This is a genomic window from Pseudarthrobacter phenanthrenivorans (assembly GCF_036455295.1).
GTDB classification, from domain to species: Bacteria; Actinomycetota; Actinomycetes; order Actinomycetales; family Micrococcaceae; genus Arthrobacter; species Arthrobacter phenanthrenivorans_C.
This window is the reverse complement of the sequence record NZ_JAYXNX010000013.1, coordinates 21,421-38,557: the sequence shown is the minus strand read 5'-3', so window position 1 is coordinate 38,557 and position 17,137 is coordinate 21,421. Positions and strand designations below refer to the sequence as shown.

The following is a 17,137-nucleotide window of genomic DNA, read 5'->3' as shown; positions in this document are numbered from 1 at the left end:
CCATGACCAACCTGAACGCCGTTGACCCGGCAGCAGTGGCGCAGGACGCGCATCTGGAAAGTGCCGACGTCGTCATCGGCAAGAACACCATCATCTTCCGCCGCTTCCTGCGCAACAGGACGGCAGTGGCGGGCCTCGCCATCTTTGCGGCCCTGACGGTCTTCTCGTTCATCGGCGGGTTCTTCACGACGTGGGACAAGGAAACCATCGACCCCTTCAACATCGGGATGCCGCCGTCCGCCGACCATTATCTAGGGACCTCCCAGGCGGGAATCGACCTCTATGCCATGACCGTGGAGGGCACCAGGATCTCCATCCTCATCGGCCTTGTGGTGGGCCTGGTATCAGTCCTGATCGCTGCCGTCTACGGCTGCACCATGGCCTACTTCGGCGGCAAGGTGGACAAGGTGATGCTGTTCATCCTGGAGGCGCTGATCATGATGCCGGCGCTCCTGGTGGTCGCCGTCGCCACCAGCGGCGGAGGTGCGGGCCTTAAGCGCGACGTTCCCTCCTGGCTGCTGCTGATCATCGTCCTGCTGGTGTTCAGCTGGATGGGAACGGCGCGCCTTATCCGTTCCATGTCCATGTCACTGATGCAGCGGGACTTCGTCAAGGCAGCCCAGTACATGGGCGTCCCGCCGCGGCGGATCGTGTGGCGGCACCTGGTTCCGAACATCGGTTCCCTCCTGATCCTGGACATCACCCGCGGTGTCACGGCGGCGATCCTTGCCGAGGTGGCCTTTTCGTTCATTGGCATCGGCATCAAGGTGCCGGACGTGAGCCTTGGCGTACTGATCGGCGGCGCCACCTCCCAGGTGCAGACCTTTCCCTGGATGTTCTGGGTGCCCCTGACCGTAATGTTCCTGCTCACAGGCTCCCTGGCCATGATGAACGACGGCCTCCGCGACGCCTTTGACCCCAGCTCCACTTCCAGCGGCAAAGCCAAGAAAGCCAAAGCCCGGACGATCCGTGCGGAGAAGAAGACGCCATGAGCAGCGAAACCACCACCGGAGCCACGGACCCGTCACGTTCAACCGTGGAGCGCCTGCACGTAGCAGGGCTGCACGCCCCCGGCGACGCCGTCCTGTCCGTCCGCGACCTGAACGTCCGGTTCAATACCGAAAACGGCGTGGTCCACGCTGTCAGGGGCGTCGACTTCGACCTCCTGCCCGGGAGGACGCTGGGAATCGTGGGTGAATCGGGGTCGGGCAAGTCCGTCACCTCCCTTGCCATCATGGGACTGCTCCCGCCAACGGCCGAGGTCTCCGGTTCCGTACGGCTCAAGGGCCGGGAATTGCTGGGATTGAGCGATAAGGACATGTGCGCGTTCCGCGGCAACGACCTTGCCATGGTCTTCCAGGATCCCCTCTCCTCGCTGACCCCTGTGTTCACCGTAGGCACCCAAATCATCGAGGCGCTGACCATCCACCACCCAGCCATGAGCAGGAAGGCAAAGGAAGCACGCGCCGTCGAGCTCCTGGCCAGGGTGGGCATCCCCAGCCCCAGGGAACGGTTGAAGGCGTTCCCGCACGAATTCTCGGGCGGGATGCGCCAGCGCGTCATGATTGCCATTGCCATCGCCAACAACCCGCGCGTCCTGATCGCCGATGAGCCGACGACGGCCCTGGACGTTACCATCCAGGCGCAGGTCCTTGAGGTGCTCCACGCGGCACAGGAGGAGACCGGCGCCGCCGTCGTCATGATCACGCACGATCTTGGCGTGGTGGCCGGGATGGCAGACGACATCATGGTCATGTACGCGGGAAAGTCGGTGGAGACCGGCGCCGTGGACGATATCTACTACAGTCCCCGTATGCCCTACACCCTGGGGCTGCTCGGCGCCGTCCCCCGGGTGGACGTGACGGAAAAAACCTCGCTGGTTCCCATCGAAGGAATGCCGCCGAACCTCCTGACCCCGCCCACGGGTTGCTCGTTCGCCCCCCGTTGCCCGCTCGCGACGGACGCATGCCTCGACGGTGAACCGGTTCTGGAACCGGTCGGCGGCGGAACGCTGCACCGTGCCGCCTGTATCAAGTCGGGGTCCCTTGGCGGCTCCGTGGATGTCCACGACGTGTTCGCTGCCCCGCCGGTGCCGGTGTCCCGCTTCGACGCGGTGCCCCGGGAGGAGCGCCGGGCCGTGTTGCAGCTTAATGAGGTGCGCAAGCACTTCCCCCTGACCAGGGGAGCCCTGATCAAGCGCAAAATCGGCACCGTCAAGGCCGTGGACGGCGTGAGCTTCGACATCCGCGAGGGCGAGTGCTTCTCCATTGTGGGCGAGTCGGGCTCGGGAAAGACCACCACCCTGCTGGAAATCATGGAGTTCCACCCCGGCCAGGACGGCGAGGTGGTGATCGGGGGCCTCAGCAACAAGCAGGCGGCCGACGCGAAGACCAAAGCCGGGATGCGGCGCGAACTCCAGATGGTGTTCCAGGACCCCACCGGCGCGCTGGATCCCCGGTTCACCGTGTACGAAGTCCTCGCTGAACCCCTGGAGAACGCCGGCATGGACCGGGACGCCATCAGGAAACGGATCATGGAACTGATGAGGCTGGTAGGCCTGCAGCCGGACCACGTCAACCGCTTCCCCAACCAGTTCTCCGGCGGCCAGCGCCAGCGGATCGGAATCGCCCGGGCCCTCGCCGTGAACCCCAAGCTGGTGGTCCTGGACGAGCCCGTCTCAGCCCTTGACGTGTCTGTCCAGGCCGGCGTCATCAACCTGCTGGACCACCTGCGCGCGGACCTGGGCCTGAGCTACCTGCTGGTGGCGCATGATCTATCGGTGGTGCGCCACATCTCCAACCGCGTGGCGGTCATGTACCTCGGGAAGATCGTGGAGATCGGGGCGGTGGACCGCGTCTTCGACAACCCCCGGCACCCCTACACCCGGGCGCTTCTCTCCGCCATCCCCGTACCGGACCCGCAGCTGGAACGCACCCGGGAAAGGATTATCCTCCAGGGCGACCTGCCGTCGCCGCTGCAGGCTCCCAAGGGGTGCAACTTTGCCACCCGTTGTCCCGTCTTTGCGGCGCTGCCGCCGGCCAAGCAGGAAAAGTGCCTCACCCTGGAACCGGCACTGGAAGCGGCGGCCTCCACCGCAGACCAGCGGTTCGCCTGCTTCTTCCCTGACGGGGAACTGGATGAGGACATGCTCGTGGTCCACGAAGCCGCGGAGCACCACTCCCCCTGAGATTTCTCGACCCCAAGCACCACCACTCGCAGCACAATGAAGGGAAAACCATGAGGAAACTGAACAGGATCGGCGGAGCCGCAGTCATTGCTGCGGCCCTGGCGCTAACGGCCTGCGGCGGTGGCGGTGCCAGCGGCCCGGAGTCAGCAAAGGCACAGGACTCGGGGAGCGACCTCTCCAAACTGATCAGCATCAACGAGAAGCCGGCAGCCGATCTTCAGCAGGGCGGCAAGGTCACCCTTCCGGTGGGCAACATCGGCCCTGACTTCAACGGGTTCTCCAACAACGGCAACAGCGCTGACAACTCCGCACTTCAGGTGCCCATGAACCCGGTGGCAATGAACAGCGGCGGCATTGGCGGCTGCTGGAAAGTGGACTTCAAGGGCAAGGTCACCCCCAACCCGGACTTCTGCGAGTCGGTGGACAGCGTAGTCAAGGACGGCAAGCAGACCATCACCATCAAGGTGAACCCCAAGGCCACCTACAATGACGGCACGCCCATCGACGTCAGGGCCTTCAAGAACACCTGGAACATCCTCAAGAGCCCGGACGCCGGCTATGACATCGTCAGCTCAGGCGCCTACGAATTCGTCGATTCGGTCGAGGCCGGCAGCAACGACAAAGAAGTCATCGTCAAGACCAGCCGTCCGGTGTTCCCGGTGGATTCGCTCTTCTTCGGCCTCATCCACCCCGCCGTCAACACCCCTGCGATCTTCAACGAAGGCTTCAACGGCAACCTGCACCCCGAGTGGATGGCCGGTCCGTTCAAGCTGGACCAGTACGACACCGCCGCCAAGACGGTGACCATGGTGCCGAACGACAAGTGGTGGGGCCAGAAGCCCGTCCTCTCCAACGTGACCTTCCGCCAGCTGGAGACCAGCGCACAAATTGCAGCGTTCAAGAACGGCGAGATCGACGCCATGAACGCCAACACCATCTCCCTCTACAAGCAGCTCGACGGCACCAAGGACACCGACATCCGCCGCGGCCAGCGGCTGTTTGCCGGTGGCCTGAACCTGAACGCCCAGCGCATCACCGACGTCAACGTCCGCAAGGCAATCTTCGCCGCCGTGGACCGCGAAGCCCTCCGGAAGGTCCGCTTCAACGGCCTCAACTGGGAGGAACCCAGCTCCGGATCCATGATGCTGATGCCGTTCTCCGACTACTACCAGGACAACTACCCGGTCAAGGAGACCGGACCCGATGCCGCCAAGAAGGTCCTCACCGACGCCGGCTACACGCCCAACGCCAACGGCATCATGGAAAAGGACGGCAAGCCTGCCGCCTTCAAGATCAGCAACTTCGGTGACGATCCCACCACCCTCGCCGTGGCCCAGACCCTGCAGAAGCAGCTCCAGGCCGGCGGCATGGACGTCGGGATTGACCAGCGCGCCTCCGCCGACTTCGGCAAGGTCCTCGGCAGCCGCGAATTCGATCTGAGCATTTCCGGCTACACCGTTGGCCCCGATGCCACTGATGCGGTCAAGCAGTACTACGACTCCAAGGTCAACGAGAACAAGCTGGGCGACGCCGAGCTGGACAAGAAGATCGCCGACCTCGCTTCCATCGAAGACAACGCCGCCCGCAACAAGGCAGCCATGGACGTGGAGAAGGAGCACATGGCCAAGTACTACTCCATGGGCGTGGTCTTCAACGGCCCGCAGATCTCCTTCGTCCGCACCGGCCTGGCCAACTACGGCCCGTCCCTGTTCCAGAGCCTGTCCCAGGTCCCGGACTGGACCACCATCGGCTGGGAAAAGAAGTAACAACACCACAGCGCAACCGAAAGGACGGCACCCCTGGTCACCAGGGGTGCCGTCCCCGTTTAACGGTGCGCACCGAGGGGTAGCGTAGCTTCCATGACCGGAACCGAAGGCAAGCCGCGCACCATCCGCACCGCCGTCGTCGGCTACGGGCTGGCAGGGAGCGTATTCCACGCCCCGCTGCTCGCTGCCAACCCCGGCTATTCGCTGGACGTCATTGCAACGTCCGACGCCGGGCGGCAGGCGGGTGCCTCATCGCGGCTTCCGGGGGTGGAGGTGGTACGCGACGCGGCGGAGGTCCTTAAGCGGGCAACTGACCTTGACCTGGTGGTGCTGGCCACGCCGCCAGCGACGCACCACCAGGTGGCCAAGGCCGCCCTGGAAGCAGGGCTGGATGTTGTGGTGGACAAACCGTTTGCCGTGACCAGCGCGCAGGCACAGGAGCTGGTTGACCTGGCGCGGCAGCTGGGCCGGGTGCTGACGGTGTTCCACAACCGGAGGTGGGACGGCGATTTCCTTACCCTGCAGAAGCTGCTGGCTGCCAGGGCCTTTGGCGACGTGGCCCGGTTCGAATCACGTTTCGAGCGCTGGTCCCCGGCCATCGCCAAGGCGTGGAAGGCGCGGGCCACGGCTGCGGACGGGGGCGGCGTGCTCTTTGATCTTGGCAGCCACCTCATCGACCAGGCCCTGCAGTTGTTTGGACCCGCCACCGTGCTCCACGCGGAGCTGAAGGCGCGGCGGTCCGACGAGCGTGCGGACGACGATGTCTTCCTGGTCCTGAGCCATGAGTCCGGGGTGATCAGCCACCTCACCATGAACGTGCTGTGCGCGCAGCAGGGGCCCCGCTTCCGGGTCCTTGGCTCCGTTGGCGGCTTCACCAAGAACGGCGTGGACCCGCAGGAGCCCTACCTTGCTGCCGGCGGCAGCCCTTTGGATCCTGCCTACGGCCGGGAAGACACGGAATGGGCGGGGTTTTTGGGCCGGGACGGACACTTGGACCGGCTCCCCACGGAACGGGGGAATTATCCGGAGTTCTACCAACTGCTGGCAGCGAAAATCCTCGACGGCGGCACCAGTTCACAGTTGCCCCTCCCCGTGAACCCCGAGGACGCCGTCGAGGTCCTGAAAATCATCGAAGCCGCCCGGGAACTGGTTAAAAGCCAATCGATTGCTCCGTAGTTGTCGTTCTGGGGGTCCAAAACGACAAGTACGGAGCAATCGATGAAGGGTGACTAGGCCGAAACCACCTCGTGCCAGTTTGCGACGAGGGGCAGGCCGTGGGCCTCGGACACGGAGTGGTGGGTCACGTGGCCGGCGGCGATGTTGAGCCCGGCGGCGAGGGCGGGGTCGCGGTCGAAGGCGGCCTTGACGCCCAGGTTCGCCAGGGAAACGGCGTAGCGCAGGGTGACGTTGGTCAGCGCGTAGGTGGAGGTGTTGGGGACGGCGCCCGGCATGTTGGCGACGCAGTAGAAGATGGTGTTGTGCACCTTGTAGGTGGGTTCCTGGTGCGTGGTGGGGTGGGTGTCCTCGAAGCAGCCGCCCTGGTCCACGGCGATGTCCACAAGGACCGAGCCGGGCTTCATCCGGGCCACGAGGTCGTTGGTGACCAGCTTGGGGGCCTTGGCGCCGGGGATCAGGACTGAGCCGATGACCAGGTCCGCGTCCACCACGGACTTTTCGATCTCGTACTTGTTGGAGGCCACCGTCTTCAGCCGGCCCTGGTACTGGGCGTCCAGTTCACGCAGGCGGTTGATGTTGATGTCCAGGATGGTGACGTCGGCGCCCAGGCCCAGGGCCATGGCTGCCGCGTTCGTGCCGGCAACACCGGCGCCCAGGACAACCACCTTGGCGGGGCGCACACCGGGCACGCCGCCCATGAGCACGCCCTTGCCGCCGGCGGGAGCCATCAGCGAGGTGGCGCCGACCTGGACGGACAGGCGGCCGGCAACTTCGGACATCGGTGCCAGCAGCGGGAGGGAGCGGCCCTCCTGGACGGTTTCGTAGGCGATGGCGGTGACGCCGGAGTTGATGAGTTCCTTGGTCAGTTCCGGCTCGGCCGCCAGGTGCAGGTAGGTGAAGAGGATCAGGCCCTTGCGGAAGCGGTGGTACTCGGACTTGATGGGCTCCTTGACCTTCATCACCATGTCGGCGCGTGCCCAGACGTCATCGGCTTCGTTGACGATCTCGGCGCCGGCGATCGAGTATTCCTCGTCCGTGATGCCTGAGCCCAGGCCGGCCCCGCGCTCCACGAGGACGGTGTGGCCGTGGGTAAGGAATTCGTGGACACCGGCGGCGGTGATGGCCACGCGGAATTCGTTGTTCTTGATTTCTTTGGGGACGCCGATGATCATCGTCTGCTCCAGTTTGTAGGGCCGGTGGGCCGGAAGTGCGGAAATGCTTTCGTGTTTCAACGATAAATCCGGCTGTGAGCCAGGCGACATGGGCCGCCAAACCTGGAACATTGGCAACCCTTAGATTCCGCGGTTTTTGCCGCCGCCGGCTCGACAGCTGTCGACTCCTGAAGCGTCAGGTGTCGCCTGCTGTTGGTTCGTCTGTCGCGCCGCCCAGGCAGTAGTGTTGCCCCATGCAGCAGCAGGATGTGGAACAGCTCGTGGAGCAGGTGGCCCAGAAGCTGGGCCGCGGGTTGTCCCTCGAGGACCTGGACGGACTCCTGCTCGCCTACAGCTCCAACCAGTCGCACGCGGACCGGGTGCGCGTGAATTTCCTGTTGAGCAAGAAGGTCCCGGCGGACGTGAGCGCATGGCAGCTCTCGCACGGAATCGCCACGGCCGTCCGCCCGGTCGTGATTCCCGCCAACCCGGAGCTCGGCATGCTGGGCCGCGTCTGCGTCCCGCTGATGGTCCGGGGTTTCCGGGTGGGTTACCTGTGGGTGCAGCAGGAGTCGGCAGAGGAGAGCCCGACGGCGATCCTCACCCAGTTGCCGGGCGTCAACCATGAGCTTGAGCTGCTGTCCGGCCTCCTGCTCGACTCAAACACGGCTGAGTCCGAGTTCCGCCGGGGCCGTGAGCGCGAGTTCCTACTTGCATGTTCCGGGGAGCCGAATGCGGTGGCCGCAGTAGCGGGCTGGAAGGAAGTCCAGGGCCGGGGTCCATGGCAGATGGTCACAGTGCTGGACGCGGACGGCTGGGCCAGCGGACCTGACCCCATTGCGTCCACCCTCATCCATCGGTCCACCGCACTGCAGGCGACGGTGGGAATGGATGCTGCACTCTTTAGCGCCGGAACGGAAACGCACTCCGTGGTGTTGTTCCGCGAGACCACGGGCCGGGCCAACCACGCCCAGCTTTTGGTCCATTACCAGCTTGAGCTGGCCAAGCGTTCTGGCCGCCCGGTGCACCGGATCATCCTGGGCATCAGCGAGGGCTTTGCGAAAACCCGCCAGCTCTCGGAGGCGTACCGGCAGTCCCGGGTGGCAGCCCAGGCGGCAGCGGTGGATTCCCAGCTTGGGGAGCTGGTGGACTGCCGGTCCATCGGCGTCTACCAGCTCCTGGCCTCGGCCGGGGGAGGGGTGGGGGCCTGGGCGGACTCGGGCTCCGTGTACTTCCGCATGCTGGAGGACCATGACCGCAACGGCGAGCTCATCCCTGTCCTGGAGCTGCTCTATGACAACGACGGTTCAGTCCAGGATGTGGCCACCAGGCTCCACCTGCACCGCAGCAGCATCTACAACAGGCTGGGCCGGATTCGGCAGCTGCTGGGGGTGGACCCGCTGAAGGGCCTGCCCCGGCTGGAACTGCACGCGGCACTCAAGATGCGCCGGTGGGCGTCGCGGCCGCGCATCTGAGGAAGTCAAGGCCCGGGACCAGAACTACCCGGCGGCCGCACCATCCGCCGAACCGTCCGCCGAACCGGCAAAGGACCTGATCGCGGCCGCCACCTGGCGCGGGCGCAGATGCTGGGCCACGTGTCCTGCCCGGGCAATTTCAGTGAAGCTTCCCTGCGGCACCACCTGCGAAAGCCGGAGCGACCAGTCGGCGCCGGCCACCTGGTCATGGTTGCCGCGCAGGACCAGCACGGGAACGTTGATCCCTGCCAGCCTCGACTCCGTGGGGTAGGCCAGCATCACGGGCACCATGGTGAAGTACCAGCGCGGGCCGCAGCGGAAGTAGTCCGAGAAGACCAGCCAGTTGGAGGAGGCACTTTCCCGGAGGAGCGCGTCCAGGAACAGCGCCAGGCCCTGCCGCCGGACACTGCGGTGCCGCGCGTCCACGACCGGACCCATCAGGACCAGCCGCTGCGCGTGCCCGGGGGCGTAGAGGGCCGTCTCGATGGCGAACTGTGCTCCCATGGAGTGGCCCACCAGGATGTACGACCTGATACCGTTCGCTTTCAGCGCCTGGGCGATGAAGGCGCCATAGTCCGCCACGGACAGCTGCCGCCCGGGTTTTGGCGTGCCGGCAAAGCCCGGCAAATCCAGGGAATAGGTGGGGGCAACGGCGGCGAGCTCGTCGTGGAGCCGCCGGAGGTAGCGGTGGGAAACACCGATGCCGTGGATAAGGATGTAGGCGGGCCCCGTGGAGCCGGCGGCGTCCGGTCCCGGGGCGGGAGTCCCGCCAGCCCAGAGGATGCGGCCCCTGAGTCCGTTTGCTTCCACCCCGGTTGCCTGAAGCCGCGGGTCCTTCCGGCCCCGCACGCGGGACAATCGGGGCAGCACTACGTACCTGCGCCGGCGGGGTCCGCGGCAGCCTTCCCGTGTTTCCGCTTTTGGTCCGCGTGCTTTTGGGCAGTGGCCTTCTGGTCCTCGAGCCACGCCATGATGTCGGCTGTCCGGATCCGGCGGTGCGACCCCCGGTACTCCACGGGAATCTCCCCGCGGTCCGTCATGTTCCGCAGGTACGTGTGCGAAATGCCCGCAAGTTCGGCTGCCCGTGAGGTGGTGAGCATCTCCTCCACGCTGCTGACCGTCACAGTTTCGCCGCGGCTGAGCCTGGCGAGCAGATCCACGACGGCGTCCCGGGCCTGCCCGGGCAGGCGGTGGACGGTGCCGTCCACGAAGACGGTGATGTCATTGCTGTCCTCGAGGGAGCGCGCAAGGCTGCGGGCCTCACCGGCAGGGAGGCCGGCCGTGACGCGGGGGGCTATCAGTGCCATGGACGTAGCCTATCCCGCGCCCGGCCGCGGCGGGCGTCAGAGTCCCAGTTCCTCCAGGACCGGCAGCTTCTCCCGCACCCAGGCCCGGGCTTCGGTGGCGCTCGGTGCGGACAGGGCCAGCTTGGCCAGTTCCTGGGCCTCGGACAGGGTGACCGTCTTCAGGACCGCTGCCACGGCGGCGAGCGAACGCGCCGTCATGGACAAGGTGCTGACACCAAGGCCGGTGAGGACGACGGCGAGGGCCGGGTCCGCGGCAGCCTCACCACAGACGCCCACGGGCTTGTTGTGCCCTTCCGCCCGGGATCCCTCCACCGTCAGCCCCACGAGGCGCAGGACCGCGGGCTGCCACGGGGTGTTCAGGTTGGCCAGCGGGCCGAGCTGGCGGTCCGCGGCCATGGCGTACTGCGTGAGGTCATTGGTGCCCAGGCTGGCGAAGCCGACTTCGCGGAGGATGGACTCGGCGGTGAGGGCCGCGGAGGGGACCTCCACCATCACGCCGGGGGTCTTGATCCCGGCGTCCGCGCACATGGAGGCGAAGCGTGAGGCTTCCTCCGCGGTGGAGATCATGGGGGCCATGACCCAGACGTCGGCTTCGGACTGCTGTTGCGCCAGTGCAATGGCTTCAAGCTGCCGGTCCAGGACGCCGGGGGTGGTGAAGTCGGTGCGGTAGCCGCGGACGCCAAGGGCCGGGTTGGGCTCCGTGGAGTCGGTGAGGAAGGGCAGCGGCTTGTCGGCGCCCGCATCCAGGGTGCGCAGGACCACCTTCTTGCCCGGGAAGGCATCGAAGACGCTCTTGTAGGCGGCCGCCTGTTCCTCGACGGACGGTTCGGTGTCCCGTTCCAGGAAGCAGAACTCGGTGCGGAACAGGCCCACGCCCTGGGCGCCGAGCTTCGCGGCCGCTTCCGCGTCCTTGCCGCCGCCCACATTGGCGAGCAACGGCACTTCGTGGCCGTCCGCCGTCGTGCCCGTGCCGGTGAACTCAGCCAGCAGTGACGCCGTGGCAGCCCAGGCCTCCGCCGTCGCGCGAAGGGATTCGTCGGGCTCGGCGGTGATGAGGCCGGCCGCGCCGTCCACGTACACCTCGGTGCCGTCCGCCAGCTCGTCAACGCCCACGGCGGCCACCACGGCCGGCAGGCCCAGGGAGCGGGCGATGATGGCGGTGTGCGACTGTGGGCCGCCGCCCGCGGTGACCAGTGCCAGCACCTTGTTGGGATCAAGCGTGGCGGTGTCGGCCGGGGCGAGGTCCTCCGCCACCAGGACGAACGGGGTGCTGGAGGCGGGAATGCCGGGAGCGGGCACGCCACGCAGTTCGGCCACGATACGCGCGCGGACGTCCAGGACATCGGTGGCGCGCTCGGCCATGTAGCCGCCCAGGTTGTGCAGCATTTCGGACACGGAGGAGCCGGATTCCCAAATGGCCCGTTCGGCGGAGGTTCCACGGGCCACCAGCTTGGCCGCGCCCTTGATCAGCATGGTGTCCTTGGCCATGAGTGCCGTGGCTTCCAGTACCGCCTTGCCATCGCCCACAGCATGCGCAGCGCGCTCCTTCAGTTCGTCATGGACGGCCTGGGACGCCGCCTTCAGTGCTGCAGTGGCTTCGTCGGCAGTGGTGTCCGGGGCCAGCTGCTCACCGGCGGGAGGCTCACTGATGGGTTTGGGCATCTGCCGGATGGTGCCGATGATACGGCCGGGGCTGACGCCTACTCCTGGGAAGTTCTGCACTGAAGGTCCTCATTCTCTGCCGGTAGACAGGCCCGCCAAGTTCTCCGGCGCCGTGCCGGGTCCGCCGGAGGACTGCTACGTCCAGGGGCAGGAAACGTGCCTGAAAAAATTGTATGTGATTCAGTTCATATAGCAACGCTATAGGTGCTAGGGTAGCGGTTATGAGTTTGGATGGCCAGCTTCCCCCCAAAATGCGGCTGCTCCGTGCTGCCGCGGAACTGCTGGCAAAATCCGCGGGAGCTCCGGTCTCCACCCGCCAGATCACCCAGCTGGCAGGGGTTTCGGCTCCTACGCTGTACCACCACTTCGGTGACAAGGAAGGTTTGTTCGACGCCGTCGTCGCCGCAGGGTTTGAAGAATATGTCGCGGGCGAAAGGGATTTCGCCCCCTCCGGGCAGCCTCTTGAGGACATCCGGAGAATGTGGGACAACCACGTCCAGTTCGGCCTGAACCAGCCCGAGTTGTACCTGGTGATGTTCGGCAACATCCGCCCGGAAAGCCGGCCGGCCATCGTGGCTGACGCCGAGGCGCTGATGGAGGAGATGCTGAACAAGGCAGCGGCGGCGGGCCAGCTCAACGTCCAGCCCAGGGAGGCGGCCAGGTCCATCCTGGCGGCCAACGTGGGCGTGACGCTGATGCTGATTGCGGAGCCCGCCACCGAACGCAACCTCGAACTGTCCACCATGACCCGGGACGCCATGATCTTCGCGGTGTCCGCCGAGCCCGCCAGCGGGCCGGCCGCGGGCGGCACCGGGAAGTCCTCGGTGGTGGTGGCAGCGATCGCCCTGAACGCCGCACTTCAGGCCTCGCACTCTGACCAGCTTTCCAGCTCGGAACTCAAGCTTTTCCTCGAATGGCTGCACCGGATCTCCACCAGCCCGGCCGGTTAGCCCCACAACCCGCAATACCCAGCAGTACGTCGTCGTAATCATCGGACCAATCCTGCGGAGCAGCAGGAATGACGGTTAGGAAATCACATGGCAACAGAGACAGTTGCAAAACCCCGCACCAGCGCGCGCGTGCACGTCCAAAAGTTCGGGACATTCCTGTCCGGCATGATCATGCCCAACATTGGCGCGTTTATCGCCTGGGGCATCATCACCGCCCTCTTCATCGAGAAGGGCTGGCTGCCCGTTCCGCAGCTCGGTGGGTTCGGCGAGACTGACGGAAAGCCCAACATCGGCCTGGTGGGCCCCATGATCACCTACCTCCTGCCGCTGCTGATCGGCTACACCGGCGGCAAGATGGTCTACGACGTCCGCGGCGGCGTGGTAGGTGCCATCGGCACCATGGGCGTGATCGTGGGCGCCGGCATCCCGATGTTCATCGGCGCCATGATCATGGGCCCCCTGGGCGGCTGGACCATGAAGAAGATCGACATGATCTGGGACGGCAAGATCCGCCCCGGCTTCGAAATGCTGGTCAACAACTTCTCCGCCGGCATCTGGGGCGCGCTCCTGGCATTGTTGGGGTTCTACGGCATATCGCCGCTGGTCACCGCGTTCAGCACGGCCGCGGGCAACTTCGTGCAGTTCCTGGTCCACAACGGCCTGCTGCCGCTGACCAGCATCTTCATCGAACCCGCCAAGGTCCTGTTCCTCAACAACGCCATCAACCACGGCGTCCTCACCCCGCTGGGCGTGCAGCAGTCCCTGGAGCAAGGGAAGTCCATCCTGTTCCTGCTGGAGGCCAACCCCGGCCCCGGCCTGGGCCTGCTGCTCGCGTACACGTTCTTCGGCCGCGGCGCTGCCAAGGCATCGGCCCCCGGCGCGGCCATCATCCAGTTCTTCGGCGGCATCCACGAGATCTACTTCCCGTACGTCCTGATGCGCCCGCTGCTGATCCTGGGCACGATCGCCGGCGGCATGACCGGCATCGCCACCCTGGCCGTCACCAACTCCGGCCTCGTGGCACCGGCCGCGCCTGGTTCCATCTTCGCCGTGCTGGCGCAGACTTCCCGCGACAGCTACTTCGGCGTGATCCTGTCCGTGGTGCTCGCGGCGACGGTCTCGTTCCTGGTCTCCGCGGTGATCCTGCGGACCACCAAGCACAGCGACGAGGCGGACCTCGGCGACGCCACCTCCCGCATGGAGGCCATGAAGGGCAAGAAGAGCTCCGTTGCTTCCACGCTCACCGGTGCCGGTGCCGGGACTGCCGCAGGTGCCGCTGCCGAAGGCCGCGGTGGAGTGGGCGTCCTCGCCGGCCCGGTGCGGAACATCGTGTTCGCGTGCGACGCCGGCATGGGCTCCAGTGCCATGGGCGCGTCGGTGCTGCGGAACAAGATCAAGGCGGCCGGCTTCCCGGACGTCAAGGTCACCAACGCCTCCATCGCCAACCTCAGCGACACCTACGACGTTGTGGTCACCCACCAGGACCTGACCGAACGCGCCAAGCCGGTCACCTCCAGCGCCGTCCACTACTCCGTGGACAACTTCATGAACAGCCCACGCTATGACGAGATCGTGGAGCTGGTCCGGGAGAGCAACACCGACGGCGAAACGGCCGACGCCGGTGCCACCCACGGTGCGCACGCCGCCGACGCGCCGGTGGACGCCACGCCCGCTGCCGCCGCGGCGGCACCGGCAGGCTCCCCGGAGATCCTGGCCCGCGAAAGCGTCATCCTGACCGGTTCCGCCACCACCCGCGACGCCGCAATTGACGAGGCGGGCCGGCTGCTGCTGGCCCGTGGCGCCGTGGACGAAGGCTACATCGCCGCCATGCACGAACGCGAGGAATCGGTGTCCACCTACATGGGCAGCTTCCTTGCCATCCCGCACGGCACCAACGCCGCCAAGGACCACATCCGCAAGTCGGCAGTATCCGTCATCCGCTACCCCGAAGGCATCGACTGGAACGGCAAGGAAGTGAAGTTCGTGGTGGGTGTCGCAGGCATCAACAACGAACACCTGCACATCCTGTCCTCCATCGCCAAGGTCTTCACTAACAAGGAACAGGTGGCACGGCTTGAGGCTGCCACGACCGAGGACGAAGTCCTGGAGCTCTTCGGAAAGGTCAACGCGTAGTGAAGGCAGTACATTTTGGTGCCGGCAACATCGGCCGCGGGTTCGTGGGCCTGCTCCTGCACGACGCAGGCTACGAGGTGGTGTTCGCGGACGTCGCCGAGGAGCTCATCAACCGGCTCAAGGAAGCGGACAGCTACGCCGTGCATGAGGTGGGCGAGAATCCCGCGGTGCGCACGGTGGACAACTTCCGGGCGCTGAACTCCAACGCCCAGGAAGCCGAGCTGGTCCGGGAAATTGCGACGGCGGACATTGTCACCACCGCCGTGGGACCGCACATCCTGAAGTTCGTGGCGCCCGTCATTGCCAAGGGCATCGTTGCCAGGGAGCCTGGCCTGGCGCCCCTGCAGGTGATGGCCTGCGAGAACGCGATCAACGCCACGGACATCCTGGCAAAGGAGGTGGCCTCCCAGCCTGGGGCCACCGCCGCTGTGCTGGATGGGAAGGCGGTGTTCGCCAACACCGCCGTGGACCGGATCGTGCCCAACCAAGAGGCGGGGCAGGGCCTGGACGTTACCGTGGAGACCTTCTACGAGTGGGTCATCGACCGCACCGCCTTTGGTGATGCCGCCCCGGTAATCCCCGGAGCCACTTTCGTGGACGACCTCTCGCCGTACATCGAGCGGAAGCTGTTCACCGTCAACACCGGTCACGCCTCGGCGGCATACTTCGGGTTCGAAGCAGGCCTGGAGAAGATCTCCGACGCCATGGCGGACCAGGATGTGGCCGAGGATGTGCGCGCAGTGCTGGAGGAGACCAAGCAGCTCCTGGTGGCCAAGCACGAGTTCAGCAATGATGAGCAGGAGGCCTACGTCCAGAAGATCCTGGGCAGGTTCACCAACCCGTACCTGCCGGACACCGTGAACAGGGTGGGCCGGGCTCCGCTGCGGAAGCTTGGCCGGCACGAGCGCTTCATCGGCCCGGCAGCGGAACTCGCAGAACGCGGCGTGGTGCCGGAGGCCCTGCTGGGTGCCATCGCTGCAGCACTGCGGTTCAACGATCCCGCCGATGCCGAGGCCACCCAACTCGCCGCCATCCTGGGGTCCGAGAACCCCGCGGACGCCACGGCCAGGATCACCGGCCTCGAGCCCGGGCACCCGCTGTTCAACGCCGTTGCCACCCTGGTGGAGGAACGGCAGGCGGAAATGGCAGGCACCCCCGCCTGACACACCCCCGGCACGCGCCATCACTTCCTGCACCCCTGAGCCAACGCTCCGTCAGATCCTGCAGGAATTCCGGCAACGCCGCATCAGAATGACGCCGGCACTTCCGCGAGTGCCGGCGTCGTTCGTTTCCTGTGCCAAGCTGGGCTCGTGACGTCGAATTCCGCTGCCGCTCCTGCTCTGTTCACCGCCAGCGTTGAAGGCGGCACGTTCCGCCTGCGCCATGCCACCCGTGGCGACCTGCCTGCCGTGGTGCGGCTGCTGGCAGACGATGCCCTGGGCGCAGGCCGCGAAACAGCCCTGGATATGGAGCCGTACCTGCGCGCTTTCGAAGCGATCGAGGCCGATCCCAACCACCTGCTGCTGGTGGGCGAGCTGGTGCCGCCAGGCGAACCGGGCTCCCCGGTGGTAGCCACCTTCCAGTTGAGCTTCCTCCCCGGGATATCCAGGCAGGGAGCGTGGCGCTCGCAGCTTGAGGGCGTCCGGGTAGCGGCGGAACTTCGCGGCCAGGGCGTGGGGAAGCTCATGGTGGGGTGGGCCATCGGGGAGTCAAGGAGGCGCGGCTGCAGCCTGATGCAGCTGACCACCCATGCAAGCCGTTCAGCGGCCCAACGGTTCTACGGGCAGCTCGGGTTCGAGGGAAGCCATGTGGGCATGAAGCTGGAGCTTTAACCCTTGACTGTTAGGCACCCTAACTGTTAGGCTACCTAACGATGAATACGAACGATGCCCACCTGCAGGAACTCGCCAGCGGGTTCCGCGAAGCCCTCCGACACGGTGTTTACCTTGTTCGACGCCTTGACGCCGACGGTGAACTCAGCGCCGCCCAGCTCAGCACCCTCAAGATGTTGATGGGAGAAGGCCAGCGCGTCGGCGAGATTGCCCGGAACCTTGGCGTGCGCGTCCCCAGCGCTACGGAGCAGATCATCAAGCTTGAACGCGCCGGCCTTGCCCGGCGGGAGCCGGACCCGACTGACTCCCGCGCTGTCCAGGTGGTCCTGACTGACGAAGGCCGTGCCGCCGTCGACTCCGCGAACAAGCGCCGCAACCAGGTGATGGCCGAGATCCTCGGCACCCTCACTGACCAGGACCGCAAAGCCCTGGCGGACGCCCTGCCCGTCATCGACAAGATCAATGCATTCATCCAGAACTGAACTGATCAGTAACAAA

General features: G+C 66.0%; 14 protein-coding genes. 10 read left to right on the top strand and 4 right to left on the bottom strand.

Annotated elements, in window-relative coordinates; genetic code table 11:
• Positions 1–2 precede the first annotated feature (2 nt).
• From VXJ37_RS16005 to VXJ37_RS15990, 4 genes are all read left to right on the top strand, one after another.
• Positions 3–992: an ABC transporter permease gene (locus tag VXJ37_RS16005; protein WP_331324025.1), complete on the top strand. Its 990-nt coding sequence runs from the start codon at positions 3–5 to the stop codon at positions 990–992.
• The gene (locus VXJ37_RS16000; protein WP_331324024.1) at positions 989–3,187 is read left to right on the top strand and encodes an ABC transporter ATP-binding protein; all 2,199 of its coding nucleotides are present in this window, start codon (positions 989–991) and stop codon (positions 3,185–3,187) included. The genes VXJ37_RS16005 and VXJ37_RS16000 overlap by 4 nt, the downstream gene beginning before the upstream one ends.
• A gap of 50 nt (positions 3,188–3,237) precedes the next feature.
• Positions 3,238–4,953 carry an ABC transporter family substrate-binding protein gene (locus VXJ37_RS15995; RefSeq protein ID WP_331324023.1) on the top strand — a complete coding sequence of 572 codons (1,716 nt, stop codon included), beginning with the start codon at positions 3,238–3,240 and terminating at the stop codon, positions 4,951–4,953.
• Positions 4,954–5,046: 93 nt separating this feature from the next.
• A complete protein-coding gene (locus tag VXJ37_RS15990) occupies positions 5,047–6,129 on the top strand; it encodes a Gfo/Idh/MocA family protein (RefSeq protein ID WP_331324022.1) in 1,083 nt (360 codons plus the stop codon).
• A gap of 53 nt (positions 6,130–6,182) precedes the next feature.
• On the opposite strand, the gene ald is transcribed toward VXJ37_RS15990, so the two are convergent.
• The gene (ald, locus tag VXJ37_RS15985) at positions 6,183–7,301 is read right to left on the bottom strand and encodes an alanine dehydrogenase (protein ID WP_331324093.1); all 1,119 of its coding nucleotides are present in this window, start codon (positions 7,299–7,301) and stop codon (positions 6,183–6,185) included.
• 233 nt (positions 7,302–7,534) lie between these two features.
• Here ald and VXJ37_RS15980 point away from each other — a divergent pair, with 233 nt between their 5' ends.
• Entirely contained in the window at positions 7,535–8,755 is a 1,221-nt protein-coding gene (locus VXJ37_RS15980; RefSeq protein WP_440589826.1) for a PucR family transcriptional regulator, read from the top strand.
• A 24-nt stretch (positions 8,756–8,779) separates the two neighbouring features.
• On the opposite strand, the gene VXJ37_RS15975 is transcribed toward VXJ37_RS15980, so the two are convergent.
• From VXJ37_RS15975 to ptsP, 3 genes are read right to left on the bottom strand one after another with little or no spacing between them, the layout of a single operon-like run.
• On the bottom strand, positions 8,780–9,565 hold the full coding sequence (locus tag VXJ37_RS15975) for an alpha/beta fold hydrolase (protein ID WP_331324021.1): 786 nt from the start codon (positions 9,563–9,565) through the stop codon (positions 8,780–8,782).
• A gap of 59 nt (positions 9,566–9,624) precedes the next feature.
• The gene (locus tag VXJ37_RS15970) at positions 9,625–10,062 is read right to left on the bottom strand and encodes a helix-turn-helix domain-containing protein (protein WP_331324020.1); all 438 of its coding nucleotides are present in this window, start codon (positions 10,060–10,062) and stop codon (positions 9,625–9,627) included.
• 36 nt (positions 10,063–10,098) lie between these two features.
• Positions 10,099–11,784 carry a phosphoenolpyruvate--protein phosphotransferase gene (gene ptsP / locus VXJ37_RS15965; RefSeq protein WP_331324019.1) on the bottom strand — a complete coding sequence of 562 codons (1,686 nt, stop codon included), beginning with the start codon at positions 11,782–11,784 and terminating at the stop codon, positions 10,099–10,101.
• A 161-nt stretch (positions 11,785–11,945) separates the two neighbouring features.
• Between ptsP and VXJ37_RS15960 the strand changes: the two genes are divergently transcribed.
• From VXJ37_RS15960 to VXJ37_RS15940, 5 genes are all read left to right on the top strand, one after another.
• The gene (locus VXJ37_RS15960) at positions 11,946–12,674 is read left to right on the top strand and encodes a TetR/AcrR family transcriptional regulator (RefSeq protein ID WP_331324018.1); all 729 of its coding nucleotides are present in this window, start codon (positions 11,946–11,948) and stop codon (positions 12,672–12,674) included.
• Positions 12,675–12,761: 87 nt separating this feature from the next.
• Entirely contained in the window at positions 12,762–14,807 is a 2,046-nt protein-coding gene (locus VXJ37_RS15955) for a PTS mannitol transporter subunit IICBA (protein ID WP_331324017.1), read from the top strand.
• Positions 14,807–15,970: a mannitol-1-phosphate 5-dehydrogenase gene (locus tag VXJ37_RS15950; RefSeq protein WP_331324016.1), complete on the top strand. Its 1,164-nt coding sequence runs from the start codon at positions 14,807–14,809 to the stop codon at positions 15,968–15,970. Before VXJ37_RS15955 ends, VXJ37_RS15950 begins: the two co-directional genes overlap by 1 nt.
• Positions 15,971–16,147: 177 nt before the next feature.
• A complete protein-coding gene (locus VXJ37_RS15945; protein WP_331324092.1) occupies positions 16,148–16,639 on the top strand; it encodes a GNAT family N-acetyltransferase in 492 nt (163 codons plus the stop codon).
• Positions 16,640–16,680: 41 nt separating this feature from the next.
• The gene (locus VXJ37_RS15940) at positions 16,681–17,121 is read left to right on the top strand and encodes a MarR family winged helix-turn-helix transcriptional regulator (protein ID WP_331324015.1); all 441 of its coding nucleotides are present in this window, start codon (positions 16,681–16,683) and stop codon (positions 17,119–17,121) included.
• Positions 17,122–17,137: the final 16 nt, after the last annotated feature.